A 22,680-nucleotide genomic window follows, 5' to 3' on the forward strand; every position below is an offset into this window, starting at 1 on the left:
TTCTGTCACGCTTCCGCGTGCCGGGCACCGGCCGCGTTGCAGCTACCACTGGGTCACCACGGAGCTGCTGGCCTTCCAGACACCATCCGACTTCAGGAATGTCTGGCGAATCTGCAGGTGCCACTGCTGATGCTCGCCATAAAGGGTTGCGTCCGACAAGACCTTGCCGACCAGGGTGGCCGTCGTCTTCTCGGCGGTGACGCTGGTGTCGAGGAAGTCGAAGCTGTGATAAACCATTTGGTCGCTGCGAAGCTGGCTCAGCCACTGCCCCTTGGTCTGGACCTTCCCGGTGATGTGAGTGCGGGTGAATCCAGCGGTCAGAAGCTCATCGAGCTTGTCGAAGTCTTTGTCGACGAGCGCTCCGAGTTGATCGCGATAGTTCGCTTCGATCGCTTCGCGGTCGGTTTGCATGAGGTTCTCCTCATCTGCCAAAGGGACGCGCAAGTCGTCGTCCCAACCGGTGCGATCGGCCTTCGATCGCGTCCACACTGCCCAGGGTAGGCCAGCGTGGATGCCGGGCGACGGTTCTTTGACGAGTTGGTGTTCACCCTGGCTTCGCTTATGGCGAAGGACGGTAGCGGGTGTTTCGTCGGCTCGCCACACTGCGTTGACGTTCGCTTGCGGTGGATGTCGCGGTATGGCATGCCAGCGGCTTGCAGAATCCGGCAGCTCCTGGCATCGCCTATCCCATGAGGATGCGCCCGAGCCCTGTTCCTATCGCCTCTTGACAGCTGACCGTGCGAAAAGTTCCACAACTGGTGACACAGGAAGGCGATTCGAAATGATAGATCGATCTAAGGTCCCTCCGATAAATTACCGCTGCGTGTCGCTTCCTGGATCGGGCGCCTGACTGCGTTGTCAGCCCGCCCACGTGCCACCAGCACGAGGGCGGGCCTCCGCCTTGTCATGCATCCCGCCCAGAAACCGCCACGCGACGCGTTAATTTATCGTCAGGCCCTAAGGAGACGATCACGGAAGGATTTGCACGGCTACCCTGGCATTGCATCGGCTCGGGCAAGAGCAGAGCGGCGGGCCCGTTAGAGGTCACACCCTCTGGTCGAGCGGGGTGATTTCGAGACCCGCTGGCAGGACCGTTTCCGGAACTGGTTATGGGCCCACGACGACTCGACGAACGAAGTGCTATGAATCGGCGGGTGGGACACGCAATAATGACCTTGGACGTCCGGTAATCCACGATCTGGAGAAGGCTCGATGACTGCGCAGACACCCACCAATAGCCCCGAATCCCTGTACCCGACGCAGGGCGACAACCGTCCGACGAAGGTCGCGATCATCGGAGCCGGCGCCGTCGGCTCGACCCTCGCCTATGCCTGTGTGATCCGTGGGGTCGCACGCGAGGTCGTGCTGCAGGACATCAACAAGGAGAAGGTCGAAGCCGAGGCGATGGATATCGCGCACGGCATTCAGTTCACTCCGGCCGCGTCGGTCGCCGGTTCGGACGATGTGGAGATCTGCCGTGACGCCGATGTCGTGGTGATCACTGCCGGCGCGCGGCAGAAGCCGGGGCAGTCGCGCCTGGAGTTGGCCGGGGCGACCGTCTCGATCATGGAGAAGATCCTTCCGGGTCTGACGTCGGTGGCGCCGAACGCGATCTACATCATGGTGGCGAACCCGGTTGATGTGGTGACCTATGCGTCCCTCAAGATGACGGGGCTTCCCGCCAATCAGATGTTCGGATCGGGGACTGTGCTCGATTCGTCCCGGCTGCGTTATTTGGTCTCGCTGCACACCGGAACCGCAGTACAGAACATCCACGCCTACATCGCCGGCGAACACGGTGATTCGGAGGTTCCGCTGTGGGCATCCGCCGAGATCGGCAACGTGCCGCTGAGCAGGTGGGGAAAGACGGTCAGCGGCGGCGAGTTCGATGCGGACCTGCGGGCGAAGATCGGCCATGAGGTGATGGAATCCGCCTATCACATCATCGAGGGCAAGGGCTCCACCAACTATGCGGTCGGACTGGCGGTGTCCCGGATCATCGCGGCGGTGCTGAACGACGAACAACGCGTGCTGACCGTCTCGACCTTGCTGAACGAGTGGGCCGGCATCACCGATGTCTGCATGTCAACGCCGACCATCGTGGGCCGCAATGGTGTCGGACGCCGTCTGCTGCCCTACCTGTCGATGGACGAAAGGGACGCCCTGACAAGCTCCGCCATCCGGCTGCGCGATGTCGCCCGGTCTCTCGGGTACTGATATTCGGGCGAATACCGCGGTACTGATGACCTGTTGATCCGTCTGGAGCGCACAGAACCCAACGCCTGGGCAGCTGCGGTCGAGCGACCAGGGCAGGCGCGCATGCTCTCAAACCGACGAGAATCCGGCGGCGGTGCGACTTCTCGGTCAAGAGGCCAGTCGGTCAAATGGCGGACGGCTGGCATCGGCCCAGGAGGGAATCATCTTGCTGCCATCATCGCTCGTGTAGAAGACAGCGACGTAGTTACACCGATGTAGTTTTCCCCAGGATGTGGATCGATCTGTGGAAAACTCTGGTGAGTTATCCGCATCTGTGTGGAAACAGCTCATGCTGTTTCATTAAAATCTGGTTGACTAGGTGATCTTCTAGCAAACTTGTCCACGGTGCGGACCGGCGAGAAATCCCCCGACCTGGCTTGGAGCGGGGAGAACCTAGAAGCAGAGCGGGATCATCATCCCGGTTTCAGGCGGCTTCCAATGGTCAACGAGAGTGTTCACGCGGTAGCGGCGACCAGAACGATGTCTGCCGAATCTGGTCCCGGTCGACCTGGTTCTTCTCTGGAGGATCCTCAGTCGTCGTATTCGGCGAGGGTCTCCGGAGGCGCGGCCGGCAGCACGACGGTGAATTTCGCGCCGGCACCCTCCTGGTTCGAAGCGCTCACCGTGCCGCCGTGCGCGTTGATGGTGTGTGCGACGATCGATAACCCAAGCCCGGTGCCTGGGGTATTGCGTGCCTTGTTCGACCGGTAGAAACGGTCGAAGATCTTATCCAGATCTTCCGCTGCGATGCCGGGGCCTTCGTCCCAAATCGTCAGCTCGTCGCCGGCTATCTTGACATGCACCGTGCCGCCATCGGGAGAGAACTTGACCGCGTTGTCGAGCAGGTTCGTCACCGCCCGCTCCAACGTGTCGGGCTCGCCGACGATGAAATGCGGCTGCAGGGTGACATCGAAATCCAGGCCCGGACCGCGCCGCTTCGCGCGTTCGACAGCCGCCGCCACCACATCAGCAAAGTCCAGCGGTTCACGGCTCGGCATCACGACATCGTCGCGGCTGAGCTGCACCAGGTCACCCACCAGCGACGTGAACTCGCCGAGCTGGGCCGCCACATCGGTCAGGATCTCGGCGCGGGCGCCGGGCGGGAGCATGCCCGACTTTTCGTCCGCCACCAGCAGTTCGATGTTGGTGCGCATTGAGGTCAAAGGCGTGCGCAGCTCGTGCCCGGCGTCCGCGATGAGCCGTCGTTGCCGGTCTCGGGAGCTGGCCAGCGAATGCATCATGGTGTCGAAGCTGCGCGAGAGATCGCCGATCTCATCGGTGCTGTAGACACCGGTCGACCCGGCGAGGCCGAGTGGCGCCAACTCGTCGGTTTCGGAGACTCGGGTGACCGCATTCGAAAGCTCGCGCAGCGGCGCCATCAGCCGGCGTCCGGTGAGATAGCCCATGGACGCACTCAACAGCACCAGCACGCCGCCACAGACACCGACCAACCGGCCGATATCGCGCAGCGTCGCGAGGGTCGGAGTCAGGGGCCGGGCCAGCACGATCGCGTAGCGTCCGGTCTCGGTGCTCAGCGGCACCGCAACCACGCGATACGGCTGCTCATCGGTGCCGATGGTCGACCGGGTCGAGCTTCCGGTCTGAGTGCGCGCGATCGCGATCTCGTCAGGGCCCGGATCGATGCTGGCGCTGATGCCTTGAACGCGTACCACCGACTTGTCGGCCCGCACCAGCAAGATCGTGACATTGGTGGCCTGCAGGGCGGACGCGTTGACCCCGCCCAGCCCCTCGACGTCGGTGCTGATCGGTTCGGACGCATAACTGGCGACCTCGAGCAGTTCTTGATCGAGCTGGCTGTACATCGAACTACGCGCCGTGACATAGGTCAGCATGCCGATGAGAAGCACCGACAACGCAACGCCGATCGCGGTCAGGTAGGCGAGCCGCAGTTGAAGCGAGCCGCGCTCGGTCTGCCGCAGCTTGTCAGCCAAACGCCGAATCACGGGGCGGTTTCACGCAGGACATATCCGACTCCCCGGACCGTGTGGATCAACCGCGGCTCGCCATCTTGTTCGGTCTTGCGGCGCAGATAGCCGATGTAGACCTCGAGTGAGTTCGCTGTGGTCGGGAAGTCGAAGCCCCAGACCTCGTTGAGCAGCCAGCTACGCTCCAGCACGTGGCGCGGATGCTCCATGAAAGTCTGCAGCAGGGCGAATTCGGTGCGAGTCAGGCTGATGCGCCTGCCCCGCCGGGTCACCTCGCGAGACGAGGTGTCCATCTGTAGATCATCGAAGGACAAGATTTCGGTGGTGGCCTCGGCGTCCGGACGAGAACGCCGGGTCAAAGCGCGGATCCTCGCGGTGAGCTCCTCCAAGGAGAAGGGCTTCACCATGTAGTCGTCGGCCCCCGCGTCCAAACCGTCGACCCGGTCACCGACGGCATCGCGGGCGGTCAGGATAAGAATGGGCACGTCATTGCCCGATTGCCGGAGCATCCTTGTGGTTTCCAACCCGTCCAGTCGGGGCATCATGACATCCATCACGACGGCGTCCGGGCGGGCCGACGACAGTTTGGCGAGTGCCTCCAAGCCATCCTCGGCGGTGCTGACCTCGTAACCGCTGCCATATTGAAGAGATCGAGCCAGAGAATCGCGAACGGCCTGGTCGTCGTCAACAACAAGGATCTGCATACCTATAGATTGCCACATGTGATCTTCATGCGGGTCGCAGGCTTCGCCCTCCAAGAAACCTCTGCTGCCTGGCGCGCCTGGGATCGGGTCCGGTTGCGCTGCTCATGCTCATTCGCACCCACGATCTCGAAGGCCCGCAAGGAACTTCGTATGACTCTTCAGCGTTCGTGAGGACGAACCAAGCGCCACCTCAATTGGATCAGGTCACTGCTTGGTCGGCGCAGATTGCTCGCGAGGCTCGAATCGGACGAAGAACCGCTCGTCCTCGTTCGACGCCCAGGTGACCTGACCTCGCCCCAATATCGAGGTGCGCCCGGACGCGGCGTCCACCACCAGCGCGGCACCTTCGTCGATTACGGCGACCGAACGCATGGGGCCCTGCCGCAAGGCTGCGAGCGCTCGTCCGATCAGGAACTGGGTGTCGGCGTGGGTCTCGATGGTCGGGCCGATCAGCGCCAATCCGTCGCGGATATCGAGTTCGGTCGAGCCCTCGCCGGAGATCTCGGGTGCGATCTGCCTGCCGCCGGACTGCCAGCCACCGACGACAGCGTGGCGTCCGACCACACAGGCACCGGCGGACCAGCCGAGATAGGGGACGCCTCGGCGCACCAGAGTCGAGATCATCTCGCGCCACGAGGTGAGTGCCTCCAGATAGCCCGGAGCCCAGCCGCCGGCCACCACCAGCCCGGCCAGGTTCTCGGGGTCAGCCGGCCACTGGATCGGTTCGTCGTCCTCGTCGGTCAGCCAGATCGGTTCGATAAGTGCTTCGGGAAACCGGGAACTGATCGGGTCGGCATACGTGTCCAGGACACCGGCCGCTTCGTCCGGTGAGCCGAGCAGGGCAATCGCCACTCTGTCGCCTCGGCCGCGAACCTCCTTGACGAAGGCGTCGAGCACCGGCGCGAGAGCCTGTGAAGGATTACCACCAGCCAAGTACAACGTCATGCCTCCAGCCTAGTGGCGGATCGACGGAACCATACGGGGCTTAGCCTGGATCCGCCGATTTCCGCCTACTGCGCGTCCCCTGCGAGGCACGCTTGCTGCGTCTCCCACGCTCAACAGGCTTCCAGCCTGCCCTCGCGCGACTCGACTTGCCATCGCACCCCTCAGGTGCCGCTCGCAACGGCGCCCATCAACGGATTCAGGCTTAGCAGGCTTTCCGGGGACGATTACGCTCTGCTCGGTATGTTCGGGACGCCCGAAATACCCCTGGGAAACGATGTGCGAGTCGCCGGATTCACCTGTGCTCGGCAATGGCCGAGGTTTTGGTGGCCGCGAACCCGGATGGTTTGCCCGAACAAGTCGATGGCTGCCCGTTAATCAGCGCGCTGCCTGTTCGGTGATCATCCGGAACAGCCCGGGCATTGCTTCCTCGATGGCCTCAAGGGTCTGCTCGAAGGCTTCTTGACCGTAATACCAGGGGTCTTCGATGCCCGAGCCGGTGGCCCCCGCTGGATGGAAATCGGTGACCAGGCAGATGTTTTCGGCATCGGGAGCGAGGCGCTTCATCCGGTTCAGTTGTACCGGTTCGAAGGCCAGCACCAGATCGGATGATTCAATCAATGCGCGGGTGACCTGTTTGGCGCGATGATCGCCAACCGGGTAGCCGTGTGCGCGCAGGGTGCGTGCCGCCCTGGGGTCGATCGGGTTGCCCTCTTCTTCATCGCTGATACCGGCCGAATCAAAGCGGGCCTGGGTGCCGAGCTCGGACGCCCTGGCGCGCGCAACCTGCTCGCCCATGGTGGAGCGGCAGATATTGCCGGTGCAGACAAAGGTGATGAGTTTGGTCACCTGTCGAGCCTATCCAGACCACGAGCCTCGCCGCGAGCTTGTCGGTAGCGTCAACGGTGCTGCTTGATCAGGCCGGCCAGCCGGATGTGCGTCCTGAAGCTGGACGCCATCGCGCGGTGCGAATAAAAGTTGATGATCACATGGGTGTCCTCGTCCGGGTAGTAGAACATGTGGGTCGCCGTGTATCCGAGACCGCCGATCGGCCGAGGGGAGTCGCGCAGCAATGGCGAGAACTCTTTGAACCGGAGCGAAACCATGCCTGTTCCGTAGTAGATGCCCGGTCGGAGTCGGTTGAGGGGCGTGCCGAAGAGATCGACCCACCTCGGGTCGCACAGTTCGCCCGCATGCAGCTTGCGCTGAAATCGGACGAGGTCGTGCGCCGTGGCAGGGCCACCCATCCCGGTCGACCAGGTCAGGTTCGGGGCGAACTCGCGTCGCGTATCGCGGCGCGATCTGCCCAGCCTGAAGGGGGCGAGATTCGAGGTCAGTCGGGCCAGCCGCTCGGGTGGTGCGTCCACCCAGGCGGAGGTGTCGGCCATCTTGCAGGGCTCGAAGATTCGCGAGCGGATCTGCTCGCTGAATCCGGTGCCACGGGCTTCTTCGATGATGCGCATCAGAAGCAGATAGGCGGTGTCACAGTAGCGGAACCTCTCACCCGGAGCCGAGAATGCAGGCAGCCCCTCGCCTTGATGGAGGAGTTCACGCAGTGTCCAGATGCGTTGCGGGTGGGCTATCAACTGGTCCATCGAGCATTCGGTGTGGTGGCCGCGCGGGGGAATGATGATGTCGGACAGCCCGGAGGTGTGTGAGAGCAGATGTTGCACCGTGATGTCGCGGGCGTTGTCGACGCCGGGTGCTGCTTGAAACGGTGCGATCTCACTGGTGGGCAGTAGGTCGCCGATCGGGGTTTCGGGCCCGCAGGCCAGGTCGTCGAATAGCTGCGCGATCAACGTTGCGATGAACACTTTGTCGATGCTCGCGACCCAGAACGGCTGATCGGGATCACCGCTCGCCCACTCGAGCTCAGGGCCGCTCACCAAGACGATCGGATTCGCGGGCGAGGAGACAGGGCGATGAACCTTCAGCTGCTGGGTCGGCCTGATGGTGTCGGTTTCAATGGTCATGACGTCCTCCACGAGTATGTCTATGAGAACTATCTACTAGATATATCTAAGAAGATGGTGCATGGAGTTGTCAAGGGCTACGCTGAACTCCATGGCACATGTCATCCTCGGGCTGTTGATGTTGTGGCCGCAGACCCTCTATGAGCTGACCAAAAACTTCCAAGCAGGGGTGTCGCTGTTTTACAGCGCGAGCACCGGAAGCATCAAACGCGCACTCGACAAGCTGTTGGCCAATGGCGAGATCACCGTGGACTCAAAGACCGGGCCTCGTGGAAAGCGGCCGTACCGCATCACGGCTGCCGGACGAGCCCAGTTCCGCAGCTGGATGCTCGACGACCTCGACACCGGTGGTATGGAAACCGAGATGCTTGCCAGAGTGTATTTCCTGGGGCTTTTGGAACCCGCCGAGCGCAGCCAGGTCGCTGAGCAGATCCGGCGCCGCATCGGCGAGGATCTCGATCGGCTGGAGCGTCTCGAGGTGCAGGTTCGCGCGGCATCGGTTGCCGATGGCTTCGAAGATGTGGCGACATATCAACGCGCCACCTTGAAATACGGCCTGGCTGCACACCGGGTGGCATTGGCCTGGGCGGACGATGAATTGCCCCAAAGCAGCCCAGCGGACGAATCGGCCCGATAGAAAGCTTTGGGTGGACCACCCGCAAGTGTGAATCCAGCGATTCAGCCGGGCAGTGATCCCGAGTGCGACGAGTGGAGATCAGTTGGGTGGACCACCCGCAAGTGTGAATCCAGCAATTCAGGTTAAGATTTCGGGCATGCCGGATCTGCATGCGCGCCATTTCCTCAAAGAGCTCGATTTCACCCGCGACGAGTGGCTTTACCTGCTCGACTTGTCGTCCGAGCTCAAGGCTGCGAAGCAGGAGCGCCGAGAACCCCAGCGGTTGAGCGGACGAAACATCGCGCTGATCTTTGAGAAGACCTCGACCCGCACCCGTTGTGCCTTCGAGGTTGCGGCACATGATCAAGGCGCCCATTGCACCTATCTTGATCCGTCCGGGTCGCAGATCGGGCACAAGGAATCTGTCGCCGATACTGCCCGGGTGCTGGGCCAGATGTTCGACGGCATCGAATACCGAGGTTTCGAGCAGGCCCGGGTTGAAGAGCTCGCCCGTCATGCCGGTGTGCCGGTGTGGAACGGGCTGACTAACGAATGGCATCCCACCCAGATGCTCGCCGACCAGTTGACCATCCGCGAGTACGTCGGCCGCGACATCGACCAGGTGTCGATCGCCTACGCGGGTGATGCCCGCTACAACATGGGCAACTCGATCCTGGTATCCAGCGCGCTGATGGGTGCCGATGTGCGCATCGTCGCCCCCGCCGACTTTCAGCCGGACGCCGGGATTGTCGCTTCCGCCAAGAGGCTGGCGTCCAAGTCGGGGGCCGAGATCACCATTACGGACGACGTCGCCGCCGGGGTGAAGGGAGCCGATGTCATCTGCACCGATGTCTGGGTCTCGATGGGTGAGCCGAAGGACGCGTGGACTTCGCGGATCGCGGCGCTGCGCGACTACCAGGTGAATGCCGCGCTCCTGGGGTTGACTGGTAATAAGAACGTGAAGGTGATGCACTGCCTGCCGGCCTTCCATGATCTCGGCACGACGGTCGGGCGTCAGATCTATGACGAGACCGGGATGGACGCCCTCGAGATCACCGATGAGGTCTTTCAGGCCAATGCCGACATCATCTTCGACGAGGCCGGCAACCGGATGCACACGATCAAAGCGGTGATGGTCGCCACTTTGGGTGAGTGATGCTAGGGGAGCTCGTCGCTTGTTGTTTCCCTCGAACCTCGTAGTCAGGCGCGCTTCCGGTTGGCGAGGCTCGAGCGCGGTTGTCGCTCGGTGTTTCTCTCAGCGTCCTCGTCAACAGCCTGGCCCGTTCTGGGGCCTCGCGCATTGTGTAGCTCTAGCGCCCGTCATGGGCCCTCGCTACCCACGATCGGTTCCTCGATGGGCCGAGCAACGCCGCGGTCCCGGATCGTGTAGGTTAGGCGCCCGTCACAGGCGTTGAATCGACACAATACGGGTGCCTGCCTCGTTGCGTTCGCGGCTGATGCCGCTCAACAACTTCCTCGGCTTCGGCAGCTCGAGCAAGCTCGGCCACGCTCGACCTGCGCAACTTGTGTTCCTCGCGCTGCGCGCTCGTCAACAACTTCGTTGGTCTCGGCAGCTCGAGCAAGCTCGGCTGCTCTCGACCTGCCTCGTTGTGAAAACCGGACAAACGACACGCGGTTTATCAGTTCACCAGAAGATTCGCGCAGAAACCTACGGTTGGGTAACCTGATACTGGCAACAAACCTACGGTTCAGTAGGTTGTGACGAACGGACGCCAGGAGGACCACGGTGAATACTGCGATGTCTGTCGGATGGCCGACTGCCGGGCTTGCTGCTCAATCGAGTAGATTCCAGCCCCCGCAGCCCGTCGAAGAGGCTCGGGTACAACTGCTCCGCGAAGACGGCACGTTGCTCGAAGACCCGGATTTTGCTCCGGTGTGCACCGGTGAGCAGGCCGCGCAGATGCTCCGCGACATGACATTGATCAGGCGTTTCGATACCGAGAGCACAGCACTTCAGCGCAAAGGACAGCTGGGGTTGTGGGCTCCGGGGCTCGGCCAGGAGGCCATCCAGGTGGCCGCAGTTGCGGCGCTGGGCCAAAACGATCACGTCTTCCCGAGCCACCGCGAAACCGGCATGGCGATGCTGATGGGGTTGCCGATCGAGCGGCTGCTCGGCATCTTCTGCGGCAAGGAGACCGGTGACTGGGATTCGGAAGAGACCCGCTTTCACCACCTCAACATGGTCATCGGCGGTCACACCCTGCACGGTGTCGGCTACGCGATGGGCCAGGCCCGCGACCGGCAAACCGATCCGAACGCTGACGATGGCGTCTCGGTGATTCTCCACGGCGATGGCGCCATCAGTGAGGGCGACGTCAACGAGGCCTACATTTTCGCGGCTGCCTATCAGGCGCCGGCCGTCTTCGTCTGTGTCAACAATCAGTGGGCGATCAGCGAACCTGCGGCTCGCCAATCACAAGTTCCGCTCTACCAGCGGGCTTGGGGATTCGGCATCCCGAGCGTCCAGGTCGACGGCAACGACGTGCTCGCGATGCACGCGGCCATGACCTGGGCATTGGAGCGCGCCCGCAGCGGCCAGGGCCCCAGCTTCATCGAGGCCTATACCTACCGGATGGGTGCCCACACCACCAGCGACGACCCCACCAAGTACCGCACCAGGGACGAATCGGCCGAGTGGGAGATCAAGGATCCGCTGACCCGCACCGAAGCCTGGCTTCGGTCCGAGGGCCTGTGGGAAGACTCCGATCAGGCCAGGCTCGACCAGGAGGCCGAGGCCTTCGGCGAGCAGGTGCGCGACGCCGTCAACAACGTCGTCACTCCCAAACTCGAAGACATCTTCGACCGCGTCTATGCCGCCCCGACGCCCGACTTGGTGGCCCAGCGTGACCAGGTCGTCCGGGAGCTGGCTGCCCTGTGAGCGTTGTGCAAGCCGAACAGATCAGCGAGATCACCACGATGACTTTGGCCAAGGTAGTGAGCGCCGAGCCGCATATCACGACAATCCGGGAGCAGGCGGCGCTGTGAGCACTACCCAAGCAGAGCAGACCGAGCTCACCAAGACGATGACGCTGGCCAAGGCGCTGAACGCCGGGCTACGCGCCGCGCTCGCCTCCGACGACAAAGTCCTGCTCTACGGCGAGGACATCGGGTCGCTCGGCGGGGTCTTTCGGGTCACCGAGCGTCTGCAAGCCGAGTTCGGTGATGATCGCGTGCTCGACTCGCCGCTCGCCGAATCCGGCCTGATCGGCACCGCTATTGGGATGGCCGAGCGGGGTTATCGTCCGGTCGTCGAATTGCAGTTCGACGGCTTCGTCTTTCCGGGCTTCGATCAGATCACCCAACAGCTCGCCAAGCTGCGTTTCCGCTCACAGGGACGCGTGGAGCTGCCGGTGGTCGTCCGGTTCCCCTACGGCGGCGGCATCGGCAGCATCGAGAACCACTCTGAGTCGGTCGAGGCCTATTTCGCGCACACCCCCGGGCTCACCGTGGTCACGCCGTCGAACGCGAACGACGCCTACTGGATGATCCAGCAGGCCATCGCCTCGCCCGATCCGGTGATCTTCCTCGAACCGAAGCGCCGCTACCACGAGAAGGGCGTCGTGGCACTGGACGCCCCGGCATACGGGCTGCACGAGTCGGCGGTGGTGCGCGAGGGCACCGACCTCACGCTGATCTGCTGGGGTCCGATGGTGCGAACTTGTCTGGACGCCGCGGCAGCTGCCGAAAAAGAAGGACGCAGCATTGAGGTGGTTGACGTGCGCAGCCTGCAGCCGCTCGACTTCGAGACCATCGCCCGCAGCGTCGAGCACACCTCGCGGGCGGTTGTCGTCCATGAGGCGCAACGCAATTACGGGCCGGGTGCCGAGTTGGTGGCCCGGCTGCAAGAAGAACTTTTCTACGTCATGGAGTCTCCCGTGCTGCGCGTGACCGGCTACGACACGCCGTATCCGCCCAGCAAGCTGGAGTCGGATTGGCTGCCGAATCTCGATCGCGTGCTGGCCGCCGTCGATCAATCAATGGCTTACTGACAAGGACGATAGATGTTTGCGTTCAAGCTTCCTGACCCCGGCGAAGGCCTGACCGAGGCCGAGATCACCCAGTGGTTGGTCTCGGTCGGCGACGAGGTGCGGGTCAACGACATCCTCGTCGAGATCGAAACCGCCAAGTCACTCGTCGAATTGCCGAGCCCGGTCTCCGGCACGGTGCGGCGGCTGCTCGCCGAGGTCGGCCAGACCGTCGAGGTCGGCACCCCGATCATCGAGATCGACGACGGGTCGGCCGATGAGCCCGACTCCGGTCTGGAAGCAGAACCGAGCAGCGCGCCTCAGCACTCACCAGTTCCCGGTTCCAAGCCGGGGACGGGAGTCGTTGGAGGGCAGAACACCGAGTCTTTGGCATCAACCCGTGGTGACGCCGATGAGGCTGCAGATGCCACGACGACTGGTTCCGCAGGTGGGCAATCCGCGGCACAGCGTTCGGTCGACGAGAACACGGACGAAGCCGAGGGGCAACCGAAGTCGCTGGTGGGTTCGGGGCCATTGCCCGAACCGAAGAGCCGCCGTCGTCCGCACTTGGGATCAGCGTTGCGCAAGCCGGGTGGGGCAGCGAACGGAGTTGTGTCGCGCGGGGTTGACGTCGCTGGCGTGAGATCTGTTGCCCATGGTGATGGCGGGAGTGCCGAGACCGCCAATCCGGATCGGACCGGAGCGGCCGGATCTTCGGCGTCCTCCGGAGACGCGGTTCACGCACCGGGGCGCGCGGGTAGTGGGTTTGCCGGTGGTGCCGGCCCAGGTACTACGGCCCATAGGGCCGCGGTCGCCGAGCCAGCCGGGAGCCGACAGGCGCAAACACCGTCTGAGCCGGGGCCCATCACCACTGCGGTCGGCAAGGTGCTGGCCAAACCGCTGGTACGCAGACTCGCCCGTGATCTCGGGGTGAAGCTCGCCAGCATTCGTCCCACCGGGCCGGGCGGCACGGTGAGCAGGGAAGACGTCGAGGCGGCTGCCGGTATCGGTGGACACACCCCGGCCGAGAGTGCGGGCGGACCGGGATCGGCGCTGGTCGACCATATTGCGCCGATCAAGGGCGTCCGCAAGGCGACTGCGCAGAATGTGGCTGAATCGATCGCCAAGCATGTGCACGTCACCGAGTTCAATACGATCGACATCAGCGCCACCAAGACCCTGGTCGAGCAGCTGAAGAAGCGCCGTGAGTTCCGCGATCTGCACGTATCCCCGCTGCTGTTGCATGCCAAGGCTGTTTGCTTGGCGCTGGCCAGGCATCCCGAGCTGAACGCCACCTGGGACGGCGAAGCCGGCGAGATCATCTACCACGACGAGGTCAACCTCGGTATCGCCGCAGCGACCCCGCGCGGGCTGCTCGTCCCGGTGATCAGGCGCGCCGACAAGATGAACCTGGTCGAGCTGTGCCGGGCCATCAACGAGTTGGTGGTGACCGCCCGCGACGGCAAGTTGCAGCCCGCCGACTACTCGGGCGGCACCTTCTCGATTACCAATGTCGGGGTTTTCGGTATCGACACCGGTACCCCGATCATCAACGGGGACGAGTCCGGCATTCTCGCGATGGGCGCGATCAAGCGTCGTCCGTGGGTCGTCGGCTCCGGCGAGGACGAACAGATCGTGCCGCGCTGGGTCACGACGCTGGCCGTCAGCTTCGACCACCAGCTGATCGACGGCGAACAGGGATCGCAGTTCCTGGGCGATATCTCGACCGTGCTGGAATCTCCCGAGCTGTCGCTCCTATTCTGACGGCTGCGGATGGTCATCGGCCCGATCCGCTGGGTGCGCGCTGTTCCATCAGAAGTGGCGGCCGGCTGGATAGGCGATTTTTGTGAGTTATCGGCGTCCGGGGTCGCACTGGTGCTGAATCAGGTTGGTTCACGCGGCTCACGTGTGCAAAACCTTCCACGATCGCGGGGCTGACCTGCCTAAATGGGCTATCGGATCAGGATCTCTCGTCAATCACGGAAGGATTCGCACGCTCGTCCGGTGCGAGCAGCTGCGATCACGGGAGAATCCGCGAATTTCATCCGGTGCAAACTCAGATTTCGTGGATTCTTCGGACTCGCATCGGGCAGAACAGGCACGGCGGGCGGACCGGTGGCGGCGGGTCTAGCATGCTTATGTGCTGTACGTCACACATGCCGAGGTCGATCTTTCCGCGATAGCCCGCAACGTCGAGCAGGCCCGCAAGCTGGCACCGCACGCCAAGACTCTGGTGGCGGTGAAGGCGGACGCCTACGGCCACGGTGCCGTGCCGGTCGCCCGGCATCTTGCCAAACTGGGACTCGCCGATTGGTTCGGGGTGGCGACCACGCCCGAGGGCATCGAACTGCGCGATGCGGGCATCACCCAACCGATTCTGAAGCTCTCGCCGTGTCTGAGTGATGACGAATTGGACGCCGCCATTGCCGCCGACATCACCCCTACCGTGATCGACGAGGCAACCATAGCTGCCGCGTCGGCCGCGGCCGCCCGAGCCGGACGCACCGGCTATCCGGTGCATCTGGCGATCGACACGGGCATGCGCCGAATCGGTTCCAGTCCGGTGAACGCGCCAGCGCTTGCCCAAGCCATCGGCGCCGACCCGGCATTGAAGCTGGAAGGCCTGTTCACTCATTTCCCGATCAGCGATCAGCCGGTCGGCAATGAGTTCACCGCAGGCCAGATGACGAGCCTGCTCAATGTCGCCGACCAGATCCGAGCCGACCGCGACCGGGCCGGTCTCGCCCCGCTTGAACTGGTGCATGCGTCCAATTCGGGGGCCGTGCTCGGGCACCCCACCCAAGGCTTCGACATGGTGCGGCCGGGCATCATGGCCTACGGCTACTATCCGGACGCCGAGACTCCTCGTCCGGTCGAGTTGAGGCCCGCGCTCAGCTGGAAATCTCAGCTCAGCTACGTGAAACAGGTCGCCGCCGGCGACACGGTCAGCTACGGACGCACCTGGACAGCGCCCGTCGACTCGTGGATCGCGACCGTGCCCGTCGGTTACGGAGATGGCTACTCCCGGCTGAACTCCAATCGCGGACGCATGCTGGTCGGTGGGGTCTCGTATCCGATCGTGGGCCGGGTCTGCATGGATCAGACGATGCTGAACCTGGGCCCGGTGATCGATGGCGAACCAGCCCCGGCGAAGGCAGGAGACGAGGTCGTCATGCTCGGCAGGCAAGGCACGGAATCGATCGATGCGGACGAGCTGGCCGAGCTTATGGGGACGATCAGCTACGAGGTCACCTGCCTCATCAACAAGCGGGTCGAACGGACCTATCCTGCCTGATACTGAAGCGGGTTGAACTCGTCCAATCTGTTGAGATTTCCGGTTCAGCTGGGCTCTTTGGTGCTGAAGACCGGTGTCACCAGTTCACCTGTGCAGCGGCCTCTGTTCGCGAGCAGCCAGCCCATGGATTTGTGATTGCGCATGTGAATGATGGTTTCCGCAGGTGCCAGCCCGGGTAGGGAGCTGGCGATCGCTGACTCAAAACCACCAAGCCCACCCAGATGATTGGCCCGGAAGTTCACCCTGAGATTGTTCGCGCCCGTCGTCCAGATGCACGAGCGCAGTGACGGCTGACCGCGCAGCAATTCGATCACTCGCTGTTTATGACTGAACGCCACCGTGGTCAGCCAAGTGTATTCGAGCAGCCAGCCGGCCAGTTCGGGCGCGAGGTCGCAACGCATGATGATCTGGCGATTGCCGCGCAGCTTCTGTAGGCGCCGGTGTACGGTGCTGGGCGGCTCGTCGAGCAATTGAGCCAGCGATGCCACGCTGGCCCGACCGTCCCGCGCCAGCGCTTCCGACAGCGACACGTCGAGGCTGTTGTGGGTGATCGCTCGATCGGGCGTCAGCTGTAGCGTGGCTTTGCGGACCTGTTCCCGGTTGAGCGCGTTAACGCGCCACGATTCGCCACTGGCAATGACCTCGGTGACCAGCGAACTCCGCGTGCCGTAAACCCCGTTCAGGCCGCCTATCCAGTCGATGATCAGTCTGGTGAGAGTGTCCATGTCGGGCGCGATGACCATCAGCAGTAGATCGCGCGTCCCGGTGGTCTCGTCCACGTTGACGATCAGCGGGTTCTCACACAACGCCTTGATCGCAGACGGTAAGAATTCGGTGCGGCAGTCCACCTCGACGGTGGCAGTGAATTGGCAGGTCAGATTGGGATAAGTGCTGATCCACGCCAGCCCGGCCTCGTTCAGACGGCGCCATCTATTGGCCGCGGTCGTCGCCGAGATCCCGAGGATCTCACCGGCCCGTGCCCACGGGATGCGTGGATCGATCTGAAGGATGTTCACCAGCCGCAGGTCGACTTCGTCGTGCATGTCCGCCCCTTCCGTCATCTTCATACGGGAACCTTCACAGCTTGTGCACACCGCCATGAGTGATTCACCAACCCATCGCCCCAAGGGTGACCGATTCGAGCGATGTGCTGCTAGCTGTGGGCTCGTCGTGCGAAAGTTTTAACGGAGGAAGTCATCGGTGACTTCATCGAGACAGTTGGTGCGTTGAGCATGCAGTCGTGGAGTTTGGATGTTCAACGAAACTTCGGGAGCACATTATGGCATTGAATAGCACTGCCGCAAGAGGCCGCGGTCAGCCACTGCGCGGCGAGGGGCAACGAGCGAACGATCTCATCTCGCCCCGGACCAATTGAGCCGGTAAGCCGGGCATCAGTCGAGCCGCCCGCTCTTATTAGGCGGCGATTTTGTTATCTCGAACGGACAGGACGCGTTTTCCGCGTGCCCAACCTTACCCGACGCTACCCAAAATCAGATCTCCGCACGATCAGCAAACCCACAAAGGAGCGAAGTGAACGACAATCAGCGACGAATCCGCGTTGTGCAATGGGGCCTGGGTGCCATGGGTCAAGGGGTCGCCAAACTGATCCTGGCCAAGGAAGGCCTGGAGTTGGTCGGCGCGATCGACATCAATCCCGAACTCAATGGCAGCGACCTGGGCACTCTGCTCGGCACCGAGCCGAGCGGAGTCCGGATCAGCACCGATCCGGCGAGTATTCTCGACCCAGAGAAGGTTGACGTGGTCACCATCTGCACCACCTCGTGGGTGGCCAAGCAGCTGCTGGACCTGAAGACCATCTTGTCGGCGGGCGTCAACGTCGTCAGCATCGCCGAGGAGATGGCGGCGCCCGAGGCCCAGAACCCCGAGCTCGCAGCCGAACTCAACCAACTCGCCACGGCGAACGACGTGTCGATCGTAGGCGTCGGCGTCAACCCGGGTTTCGTGCTCGACCATCTCGTTGTTGTGCTCACCGCGGGAAGCCAGACGGTCACCAAGATAGAGGCCAGTCGCGTCAACGATCTCAGCCCATACGGCGTGACCGTGCTGCAGACCCAGGGCGTGGGCACCACTCCCGAGGAGTTCGCAGCGGGAGTCGCTGACGGGTCGATCGTCGGACACGTCGGCTTCCCCGAATCGGTGCGACTGATCAGCGACGCGCTTGGCTTGGGCGTCGACCGGGTCGAGCAGACCATCGAGCCGATCGTTTCATCGGTACGCAGGCAGGCTCGTGACCGGGTGATTGAACCTGGTCAAGTTGCCGGCTGCAAGCATTCGGCGCTCGGCTACCGCGGCGACGAGGTGGTCATTGAACTGATCCATCCGCAGCAGGTCTCCCCCGAGGCGGAAGGCCAATCCACCGGCGACTACGTCACTATCCACGGCGTGCCCGAAATCACCATGTCTACCGGTCCGGAGATCGCCGGCGGTATTGCCACTCAGGGCATCGCAGTGAACACCATTCCGCGCATCTTTGCCGCCACTCCAGGCCTCAAACGGATTATCGATTTGCCGTCGCCGAGCGCCTTGATGGGCCCGTCCGCCTACGTGCGTCGCTGAACCTCGGCCGGTTTGACGAATAGGAGTTACAGGTAGATGACTACGACAACCAACGACACAGCCTCGGCGGGGACCTGGGTCGAGATCCAGCGAACTATCCTCACGCCGCAGCAGCGGGCGGCTGGTTTGCCGGCCGATACCGCGGCCACCCCGCTCGTTCAGTGGGTCGACGGCTTCTTGGTCGCCGACGCGCAGGTCGGCGATGAGGTCACCATCCGGTCGATCATCGGCCGCGCGCATACCGGAACTCTGAGTCGGATCAATCCGAGCTATTCGCACAGCTTCGGCACCACGGTGCGCGAAATCCTGACGATTGGGACGGAGTACGAGTCATGAGCCGAGACAACTCCTACGCGGCTGTCATGGCCCGCAAGAACGACATCATGCGCCAGGCGCTGGGGCTCGACTACGACCAGTTCGTGCAGAGCCCGATCGCTTTCGACTACGAGGCCATGATGGCGTCCTCGGGCTACAGCTTGGACGATGTTGCGACCATCCAGCGAGATAGCAAGGTCGGCGATACGCCGCTTCACGAGTTGCACCGGTTGACAGAAGCCGTGCGCGAGATCTCCGAGCCGGGTAAGGGAGCCACCATCCTGTTGAAGGACGAGGCCGCCAATGCGTCCGGCAGCTTCAAGGCCCGCCGCGCGTCCATCAGTGCTTATGAGGCCCAGAAGAAGGGATATCAGGGCATGGTGACCGCGACCAGTGGCAATTATGGAGCCGCAGTCGCTTCGCAAGCAGCCCAGCGGGGCCTGAAGTGCATCGTGGTTCAGGAGATCTTCGATTCACACAAGGTCGGACAGCCAGAGATCGTGGAGAAGGCCCGCGCATGCGAGGCCTATGGCGCCGAGGTGCTCAAGCTGACCGTAGGCCCGGAGCTCTTCTACGTGCTATTGCGCACCTTGGAGGACACCGGATTCTTCAACGCCAGCTTGTACACTCCGTTCGGAATTCTCGGCATCGAAACCCTCGGCGCCGAGATCGGTGAGCAGGTCCGCACCCGTTACGGCAAGGAACCGGATGCGGTGGTGGTTACCAATGCCGGAGGCGGTAACCTGACCGGAACCGCCCGCGGGCTACGCCAGACGGGCTGCGAGAAGACCGAGGTGATCGCGGTCTCGGTCGATCTGAGCGGGCTGCACATGGCCTCGGATACCGACTTCAACAATAAGTCGTTTACCACGGGTCACACCGGCTTTGGAGTGCCGTTCACCACTTGGCCGGATCGAGTGGACGTCCCCAAGAACGCTGCCCGCGCGCTGCGCTACATGGACGGCTACCAGCTGGTTACCCAAGGTGAGGTCTTCTATATCACCGAACTGCTGACCAAATTGGAGGGCCTGGAGCGGGGTCCTGCCGGCAATACCAGTCTCACGGCGGCTGTCGCGCTGGCCTGCACGATGGATCGCGATCAGATCGTCGTGGTGCAGGAGACCGAGTACACCGGAGCCGGTAAGCACCACAACAGCCAGCTGTCGTTCGCTCGCAGTCGCGGCATCGAGGTGCGCCGGGGCGACCCCGCGGACAATGTCCCGGGCAAGGCGATAGTGATTCCCGAACGGCTCAACCAGGTGGCTGGCAAGCCACTCGATCTGGAGCGGCTACGCCGCAGCTACATCAAGCAGGCCGCCAAAGCCCATCCGGTAGGGGAGTGGACCCCGACAGATGTCGAGTTCCTGGCCGCCGATATCAACGCCTCGGTCGACAAAGTGCGCGAGTTCGCGGCCGAACTCGCCTGACCACGCCCTGCATCACGAATTTCAGTACAAGGGAGGACTGCAGAAATGACTGAAGAGCAAAGCGAGGAGACCGCCCGAGTGGCGCGCTTCGACGCCTTGCGTGCCGAACTGGCCGATATGGACGACACCGCACTCAAGGCCCGCTTCTGGGAACTGTGCGAGCAGGTGATGACGCCCGTCGTGGATTTGGCGCGCACCCACACTACCGCGTCCATCGAACGCTCGGTACTGCTGCGCATGGGTATCGATTCGAGCACCACCCATGCGGTTGTCGAAAACCTCTATCTGGCCGGCCTGCTCGGCAAAGGTGCCGGGCATGCCGTACTTCGGCTGTCCCGCCGTGATGGCGTCGACATCCGCGCCGCCGCCGCGCAGATCGCCGAGGATCCGGCCGTGCTCGACGGTCTCTTCGAGGGGAGCACGAAGTGAGCGAGCATCTCGATCCGCAAGCCAAGATCGACGTCGAAGAAATCATCAGCGACCTGGAGCACTATCACCCGCCGCGCAAGGGCTGGACCTGGCGGGACTGCCCCAAAGAAGGCATCGATATGGGCGCCTTCCATTACCGCGACATGTCGACGCCGCTGAAGCGCAGCGTGCCGATGCCGGCGGCAAAATACTTCGAGGGCATCGATCCACAGCCATCGTGCGTTGTCACCTCCGAGATCGCCTCCGGTCGTTTCGAGGACGACATCCGTCGCATGCGAATGGCAGCCTGGAACGGTGCCGATCACATTATGGTCATCCGCACCACGGGCCAGAGCCACATCGATGGCTTGATGGAAGGAACCCCCGAGGGCGTCGGTGGTGTGCCGATCACCCGCAAGCAGCTGCGCGCCAGTCGCAAGGCCTGCGACCTGATCGAGGATGAAGTCGGCCGGCCGATCAACTTCCACAGTTATGTCTCAGGTGTGGCTGGGCCCGAAGTCGCGGTGCTCTTCGCGGAGGAAGGCGTCAACGGCGCCCACCAGGATCCGCAATACAACGTGCTCTATCGCAATATCAATATGTACCGCAGCTTCGTGGACGCTGCCGAGGCCAAGAGCGTGATGGCCGGAGCGCGTATTTTCCAGATCGACGGCGCACACAATGCGAACGCGACCGCCCGTCAGGGTTGGAAGGTGATGCCCGAGCTGATGGTGCAGCACGGCTTGAACTCGATCTTTTCGAAGATGGCCGGCATGCCCACGAATATGATCGGCCTGTCGACCGTGCCGCCGAGCGCACCGCCGGTGCCCAAGCTGTGGTACGACCTGCCCTACGCGGTGGCGCTGCGCGACTTCTTCTCGGACTACAAGATGCGCGCCCAGCAGAACACCCGCTACATCGAGTCGGACATTCCCGAGGCGATCCGCACCCACGTGGTCGACACCATGATCTCGATGCTGACCAGCGCCGATATCCAGTCGACCATCACCCCGGACGAGGGACGTAACCTGCCCTGGCACTACAACTCGATTCGAGGCCTGCAGACCGTCAAGCAGACCTGGGCCGCGCTGGACGGCATCAAAGAGCTGCTGACCATCAACCGCGAAGGTCCTCTCGGCGACATGGTCCGCGATTTGAAGGAGCGCGCGATCGGTTTCTTGGCCGAAATGCTGCATGCCGGTGGCTACTTCGCAGCTGTCGAGCAGGGCTTCTTCGTCGATTCGGCCGAGTTCCCCGAACGCAATCACGACGGCATTGCCCGGGCGAGCGACGGCGGCACCGCGACCGGCACAGTGGTCGAACGGGATCCCGGTTATCTGGCGCCGGTCTGCGACCACTTCGGCAACAACGCACTGCCCGAAGGCATCGACAAGGCCTGCGACTTGATCGGCGGCTGCACGCTTTGTGATCCGTCGAAGATCGTCTACATCGACGAACTCGACCCTGAAGACAGCGTGGAGAAGCGGCTGGTCAAGACCGAGCAGTACCGCACCGGCGACTTGCTTCGTCCCGAAGCCGAATGGGCCGGTGATGGAGTCGCCTTGGTACAGCTGATGATCCCGGACAATGCCGAGATCGCGCGCGAGGCTGCTCTCGAGATGGCCAAGAAGATGGGACTGAGCGAGCCGGAGGTCGTTAACCTGCAGGTTTTGCAGCCGGCCGAGGGCTGTTTCGTCGAGGTGAAGGGCCATGTCGGATTCGATATCGACAAGACGACTCTGGTCATTCCCGAGAAACACGAGTTGCTCCCGGAGACTGAATTGCGTGAGGCCGTCAACGACAACGGCATCACGGTCGTCGCGGGCACTGTCGGAGAGGACGAGCATTCGGTGGGTATGCGTGAGATTCTCGATATCAAGCACGGTGGGATCGAGAAGTACGGCGTCAAATATCGCTATCTCGGCACCTCGGTGCCCGTCGAGAAAATGGTCGATGCCGCGATCGAAACGGGCGCAGATGCCATCTTGATTTCGACGATCATCAGCCATAACGAGGTGCACCGCACCATGATGAAGAAGCTGGCCGAGATCGCCGCGGAAAAAGGCGTCCGCGACAAGATGGTGCTTATCGCCGGCGGTACTCAAGTTAGCCGCGACATGGCTGCCGAAACCGGCTTGGACGCCACCTTCGGGCGCGGAACCAAAGGCATTGATGTGCTGGACGCGATCGTACGTACGATGCGCGACCACGACATGCTGAAGGTGAGTGAGTAGG

The 22,680-nt window shown here is 62.9% G+C and carries 20 protein-coding genes; 13 read left to right on the forward strand and 7 right to left on the reverse strand.

Annotation, left to right across the window (positions count from 1 at the left end; translation table 11 throughout):
* Positions 1 to 42: 42 nt before the first annotated feature.
* Positions 43 to 411 carry a nuclear transport factor 2 family protein gene (locus tag QQ658_RS14455; protein ID WP_286025539.1) on the reverse strand — a complete coding sequence of 123 codons (369 nt, stop codon included), beginning with the start codon at positions 409 to 411 and terminating at the stop codon, positions 43 to 45.
* An 801-nt stretch (positions 412 to 1,212) separates the two neighbouring features.
* On the opposite strand from QQ658_RS14455, the gene QQ658_RS14460 reads away from it, so the two are divergent.
* On the forward strand, positions 1,213 to 2,217 hold the full coding sequence (locus tag QQ658_RS14460) for an L-lactate dehydrogenase (RefSeq protein ID WP_286025540.1): 1,005 nt from the start codon (positions 1,213 to 1,215) through the stop codon (positions 2,215 to 2,217).
* 569 nt (positions 2,218 to 2,786) lie between these two features.
* On the opposite strand, the gene QQ658_RS14465 is transcribed toward QQ658_RS14460, so the two are convergent.
* The 5 genes from QQ658_RS14465 to QQ658_RS14485 form a co-directional block, all read right to left on the reverse strand.
* Positions 2,787 to 4,217 carry a sensor histidine kinase gene (locus QQ658_RS14465; RefSeq protein WP_502928971.1) on the reverse strand — a complete coding sequence of 477 codons (1,431 nt, stop codon included), beginning with the start codon at positions 4,215 to 4,217 and terminating at the stop codon, positions 2,787 to 2,789.
* A complete protein-coding gene (locus QQ658_RS14470) occupies positions 4,217 to 4,906 on the reverse strand; it encodes a response regulator transcription factor (protein WP_286025542.1) in 690 nt (229 codons plus the stop codon). The genes QQ658_RS14465 and QQ658_RS14470 overlap by 1 nt, the downstream gene beginning before the upstream one ends.
* 204 nt (positions 4,907 to 5,110) lie before the next feature.
* On the reverse strand, positions 5,111 to 5,851 hold the full coding sequence (locus QQ658_RS14475; protein ID WP_286025543.1) for a Type 1 glutamine amidotransferase-like domain-containing protein: 741 nt from the start codon (positions 5,849 to 5,851) through the stop codon (positions 5,111 to 5,113).
* A gap of 375 nt (positions 5,852 to 6,226) precedes the next feature.
* Entirely contained in the window at positions 6,227 to 6,697 is a 471-nt protein-coding gene (locus QQ658_RS14480) for a low molecular weight protein-tyrosine-phosphatase (protein WP_286025544.1), read from the reverse strand.
* Between the two features lie 50 nt (positions 6,698 to 6,747).
* Complete coding sequence (locus tag QQ658_RS14485; protein WP_286025545.1) at positions 6,748 to 7,821, reverse strand: serine hydrolase domain-containing protein; 1,074 nt, start codon at positions 7,819 to 7,821, stop codon at positions 6,748 to 6,750.
* A gap of 91 nt (positions 7,822 to 7,912) precedes the next feature.
* Between QQ658_RS14485 and QQ658_RS14490 the strand changes: the two genes are divergently transcribed.
* The 7 genes from QQ658_RS14490 (at position 7,913) to alr (ending at position 15,718) form a co-directional block, all read left to right on the forward strand.
* On the forward strand, positions 7,913 to 8,458 hold the full coding sequence (locus QQ658_RS14490; RefSeq protein ID WP_286025546.1) for a PadR family transcriptional regulator: 546 nt from the start codon (positions 7,913 to 7,915) through the stop codon (positions 8,456 to 8,458).
* Positions 8,459 to 8,594: 136 nt separating this feature from the next.
* Positions 8,595 to 9,593 (forward strand): ornithine carbamoyltransferase, encoded by a 999-nt coding sequence (argF, locus tag QQ658_RS14495; protein ID WP_286025547.1) that lies wholly within the window; start codon positions 8,595 to 8,597, stop codon positions 9,591 to 9,593.
* Positions 9,594 to 9,867: 274 nt separating this feature from the next.
* Entirely contained in the window at positions 9,868 to 10,125 is a 258-nt protein-coding gene (locus tag QQ658_RS14500) for a hypothetical protein (protein WP_286025548.1), read from the forward strand.
* Between the two features lie 59 nt (positions 10,126 to 10,184).
* Entirely contained in the window at positions 10,185 to 11,336 is a 1,152-nt protein-coding gene (locus tag QQ658_RS14505) for a thiamine pyrophosphate-dependent enzyme (protein WP_286025549.1), read from the forward strand.
* Positions 11,337 to 11,481: 145 nt separating this feature from the next.
* Entirely contained in the window at positions 11,482 to 12,447 is a 966-nt protein-coding gene (locus QQ658_RS14510; RefSeq protein ID WP_286027128.1) for an alpha-ketoacid dehydrogenase subunit beta, read from the forward strand.
* 12 nt (positions 12,448 to 12,459) lie between these two features.
* A complete protein-coding gene (locus QQ658_RS15465) occupies positions 12,460 to 14,187 on the forward strand; it encodes a 2-oxo acid dehydrogenase subunit E2 (RefSeq protein ID WP_353057930.1) in 1,728 nt (575 codons plus the stop codon).
* A gap of 379 nt (positions 14,188 to 14,566) precedes the next feature.
* Positions 14,567 to 15,718 carry an alanine racemase gene (gene alr, locus QQ658_RS14525; protein ID WP_502928972.1) on the forward strand — a complete coding sequence of 384 codons (1,152 nt, stop codon included), beginning with the start codon at positions 14,567 to 14,569 and terminating at the stop codon, positions 15,716 to 15,718.
* Positions 15,719 to 15,762: 44 nt separating this feature from the next.
* Here alr and QQ658_RS14530 read toward each other — a convergent pair whose 3' ends face one another.
* Positions 15,763 to 16,761 (reverse strand): Lrp/AsnC family transcriptional regulator, encoded by a 999-nt coding sequence (locus QQ658_RS14530; RefSeq protein WP_353057965.1) that lies wholly within the window; start codon positions 16,759 to 16,761, stop codon positions 15,763 to 15,765.
* Positions 16,762 to 17,248: 487 nt separating this feature from the next.
* On the opposite strand from QQ658_RS14530, the gene ord reads away from it, so the two are divergent.
* Genes ord through oraE form a run of 5 tightly spaced genes read left to right on the forward strand, consistent with a single transcriptional unit; the run spans position 17,249 to position 22,679 of the window.
* Positions 17,249 to 18,295 (forward strand): 2,4-diaminopentanoate dehydrogenase, encoded by a 1,047-nt coding sequence (gene ord, locus QQ658_RS14535; protein ID WP_286025552.1) that lies wholly within the window; start codon positions 17,249 to 17,251, stop codon positions 18,293 to 18,295.
* 36 nt (positions 18,296 to 18,331) lie between these two features.
* Complete coding sequence (ortA, locus tag QQ658_RS14540) at positions 18,332 to 18,631, forward strand: 2-amino-4-oxopentanoate thiolase subunit OrtA (RefSeq protein WP_286025553.1); 300 nt, start codon at positions 18,332 to 18,334, stop codon at positions 18,629 to 18,631.
* Positions 18,628 to 20,037: a 2-amino-4-oxopentanoate thiolase subunit OrtB gene (ortB, locus tag QQ658_RS14545; RefSeq protein WP_286025554.1), complete on the forward strand. Its 1,410-nt coding sequence runs from the start codon at positions 18,628 to 18,630 to the stop codon at positions 20,035 to 20,037. Before ortA ends, ortB begins: the two co-directional genes overlap by 4 nt.
* A 45-nt stretch (positions 20,038 to 20,082) precedes the next feature.
* Positions 20,083 to 20,466: a D-ornithine 4,5-aminomutase subunit OraS gene (oraS, locus tag QQ658_RS14550; protein ID WP_286025555.1), complete on the forward strand. Its 384-nt coding sequence runs from the start codon at positions 20,083 to 20,085 to the stop codon at positions 20,464 to 20,466.
* The gene (oraE, locus tag QQ658_RS14555) at positions 20,463 to 22,679 is read left to right on the forward strand and encodes a D-ornithine 4,5-aminomutase subunit OraE (protein WP_286025556.1); all 2,217 of its coding nucleotides are present in this window, start codon (positions 20,463 to 20,465) and stop codon (positions 22,677 to 22,679) included. Before oraS ends, oraE begins: the two co-directional genes overlap by 4 nt.
* The last annotated feature ends 1 nt before the right edge of the window (position 22,680 follow it).

Origin of the sequence: Propionimicrobium sp. PCR01-08-3, assembly GCF_030286045.1 — a bacterium.
Lineage (GTDB): Bacteria > Actinomycetota > Actinomycetes > Propionibacteriales > Propionibacteriaceae > Brooklawnia.

Bases quoted from the DNA above. Each gene is read 5' to 3' on its own strand.
- QQ658_RS14470 (WP_286025542.1), bottom strand. From the start codon at position 4,906: ATGCAGATCCTTGTTGTTGACGACGACCAGGCCGTTCGCGATTCTCTG.
- oraS (WP_286025555.1), top strand. From the start codon at position 20,083: ATGACTGAAGAGCAAAGCGAGGAGACCGCCCGAGTGGCGCGCTTCGAC.
- QQ658_RS15465 (WP_353057930.1), top strand. From the start codon at position 12,460: ATGTTTGCGTTCAAGCTTCCTGACCCCGGCGAAGGCCTGACCGAGGCC.
- QQ658_RS14455 (WP_286025539.1), bottom strand. From the start codon at position 411: ATGCAAACCGACCGCGAAGCGATCGAAGCGAACTATCGCGATCAACTC.
- QQ658_RS14475 (WP_286025543.1), bottom strand. From the start codon at position 5,851: ATGACGTTGTACTTGGCTGGTGGTAATCCTTCACAGGCTCTCGCGCCG.
- QQ658_RS14530 (WP_353057965.1), bottom strand. From the start codon at position 16,761: ATGCACGACGAAGTCGACCTGCGGCTGGTGAACATCCTTCAGATCGAT.
- QQ658_RS14485 (WP_286025545.1), bottom strand. From the start codon at position 7,821: ATGACCATTGAAACCGACACCATCAGGCCGACCCAGCAGCTGAAGGTT.
- QQ658_RS14490 (WP_286025546.1), top strand. From the start codon at position 7,913: ATGGCACATGTCATCCTCGGGCTGTTGATGTTGTGGCCGCAGACCCTC.
- argF (WP_286025547.1), top strand. From the start codon at position 8,595: ATGCCGGATCTGCATGCGCGCCATTTCCTCAAAGAGCTCGATTTCACC.
- QQ658_RS14460 (WP_286025540.1), top strand. From the start codon at position 1,213: ATGACTGCGCAGACACCCACCAATAGCCCCGAATCCCTGTACCCGACG.
- QQ658_RS14510 (WP_286027128.1), top strand. From the start codon at position 11,482: ATGACGCTGGCCAAGGCGCTGAACGCCGGGCTACGCGCCGCGCTCGCC.
- ortA (WP_286025553.1), top strand. From the start codon at position 18,332: ATGACTACGACAACCAACGACACAGCCTCGGCGGGGACCTGGGTCGAG.
- ortB (WP_286025554.1), top strand. From the start codon at position 18,628: ATGAGCCGAGACAACTCCTACGCGGCTGTCATGGCCCGCAAGAACGAC.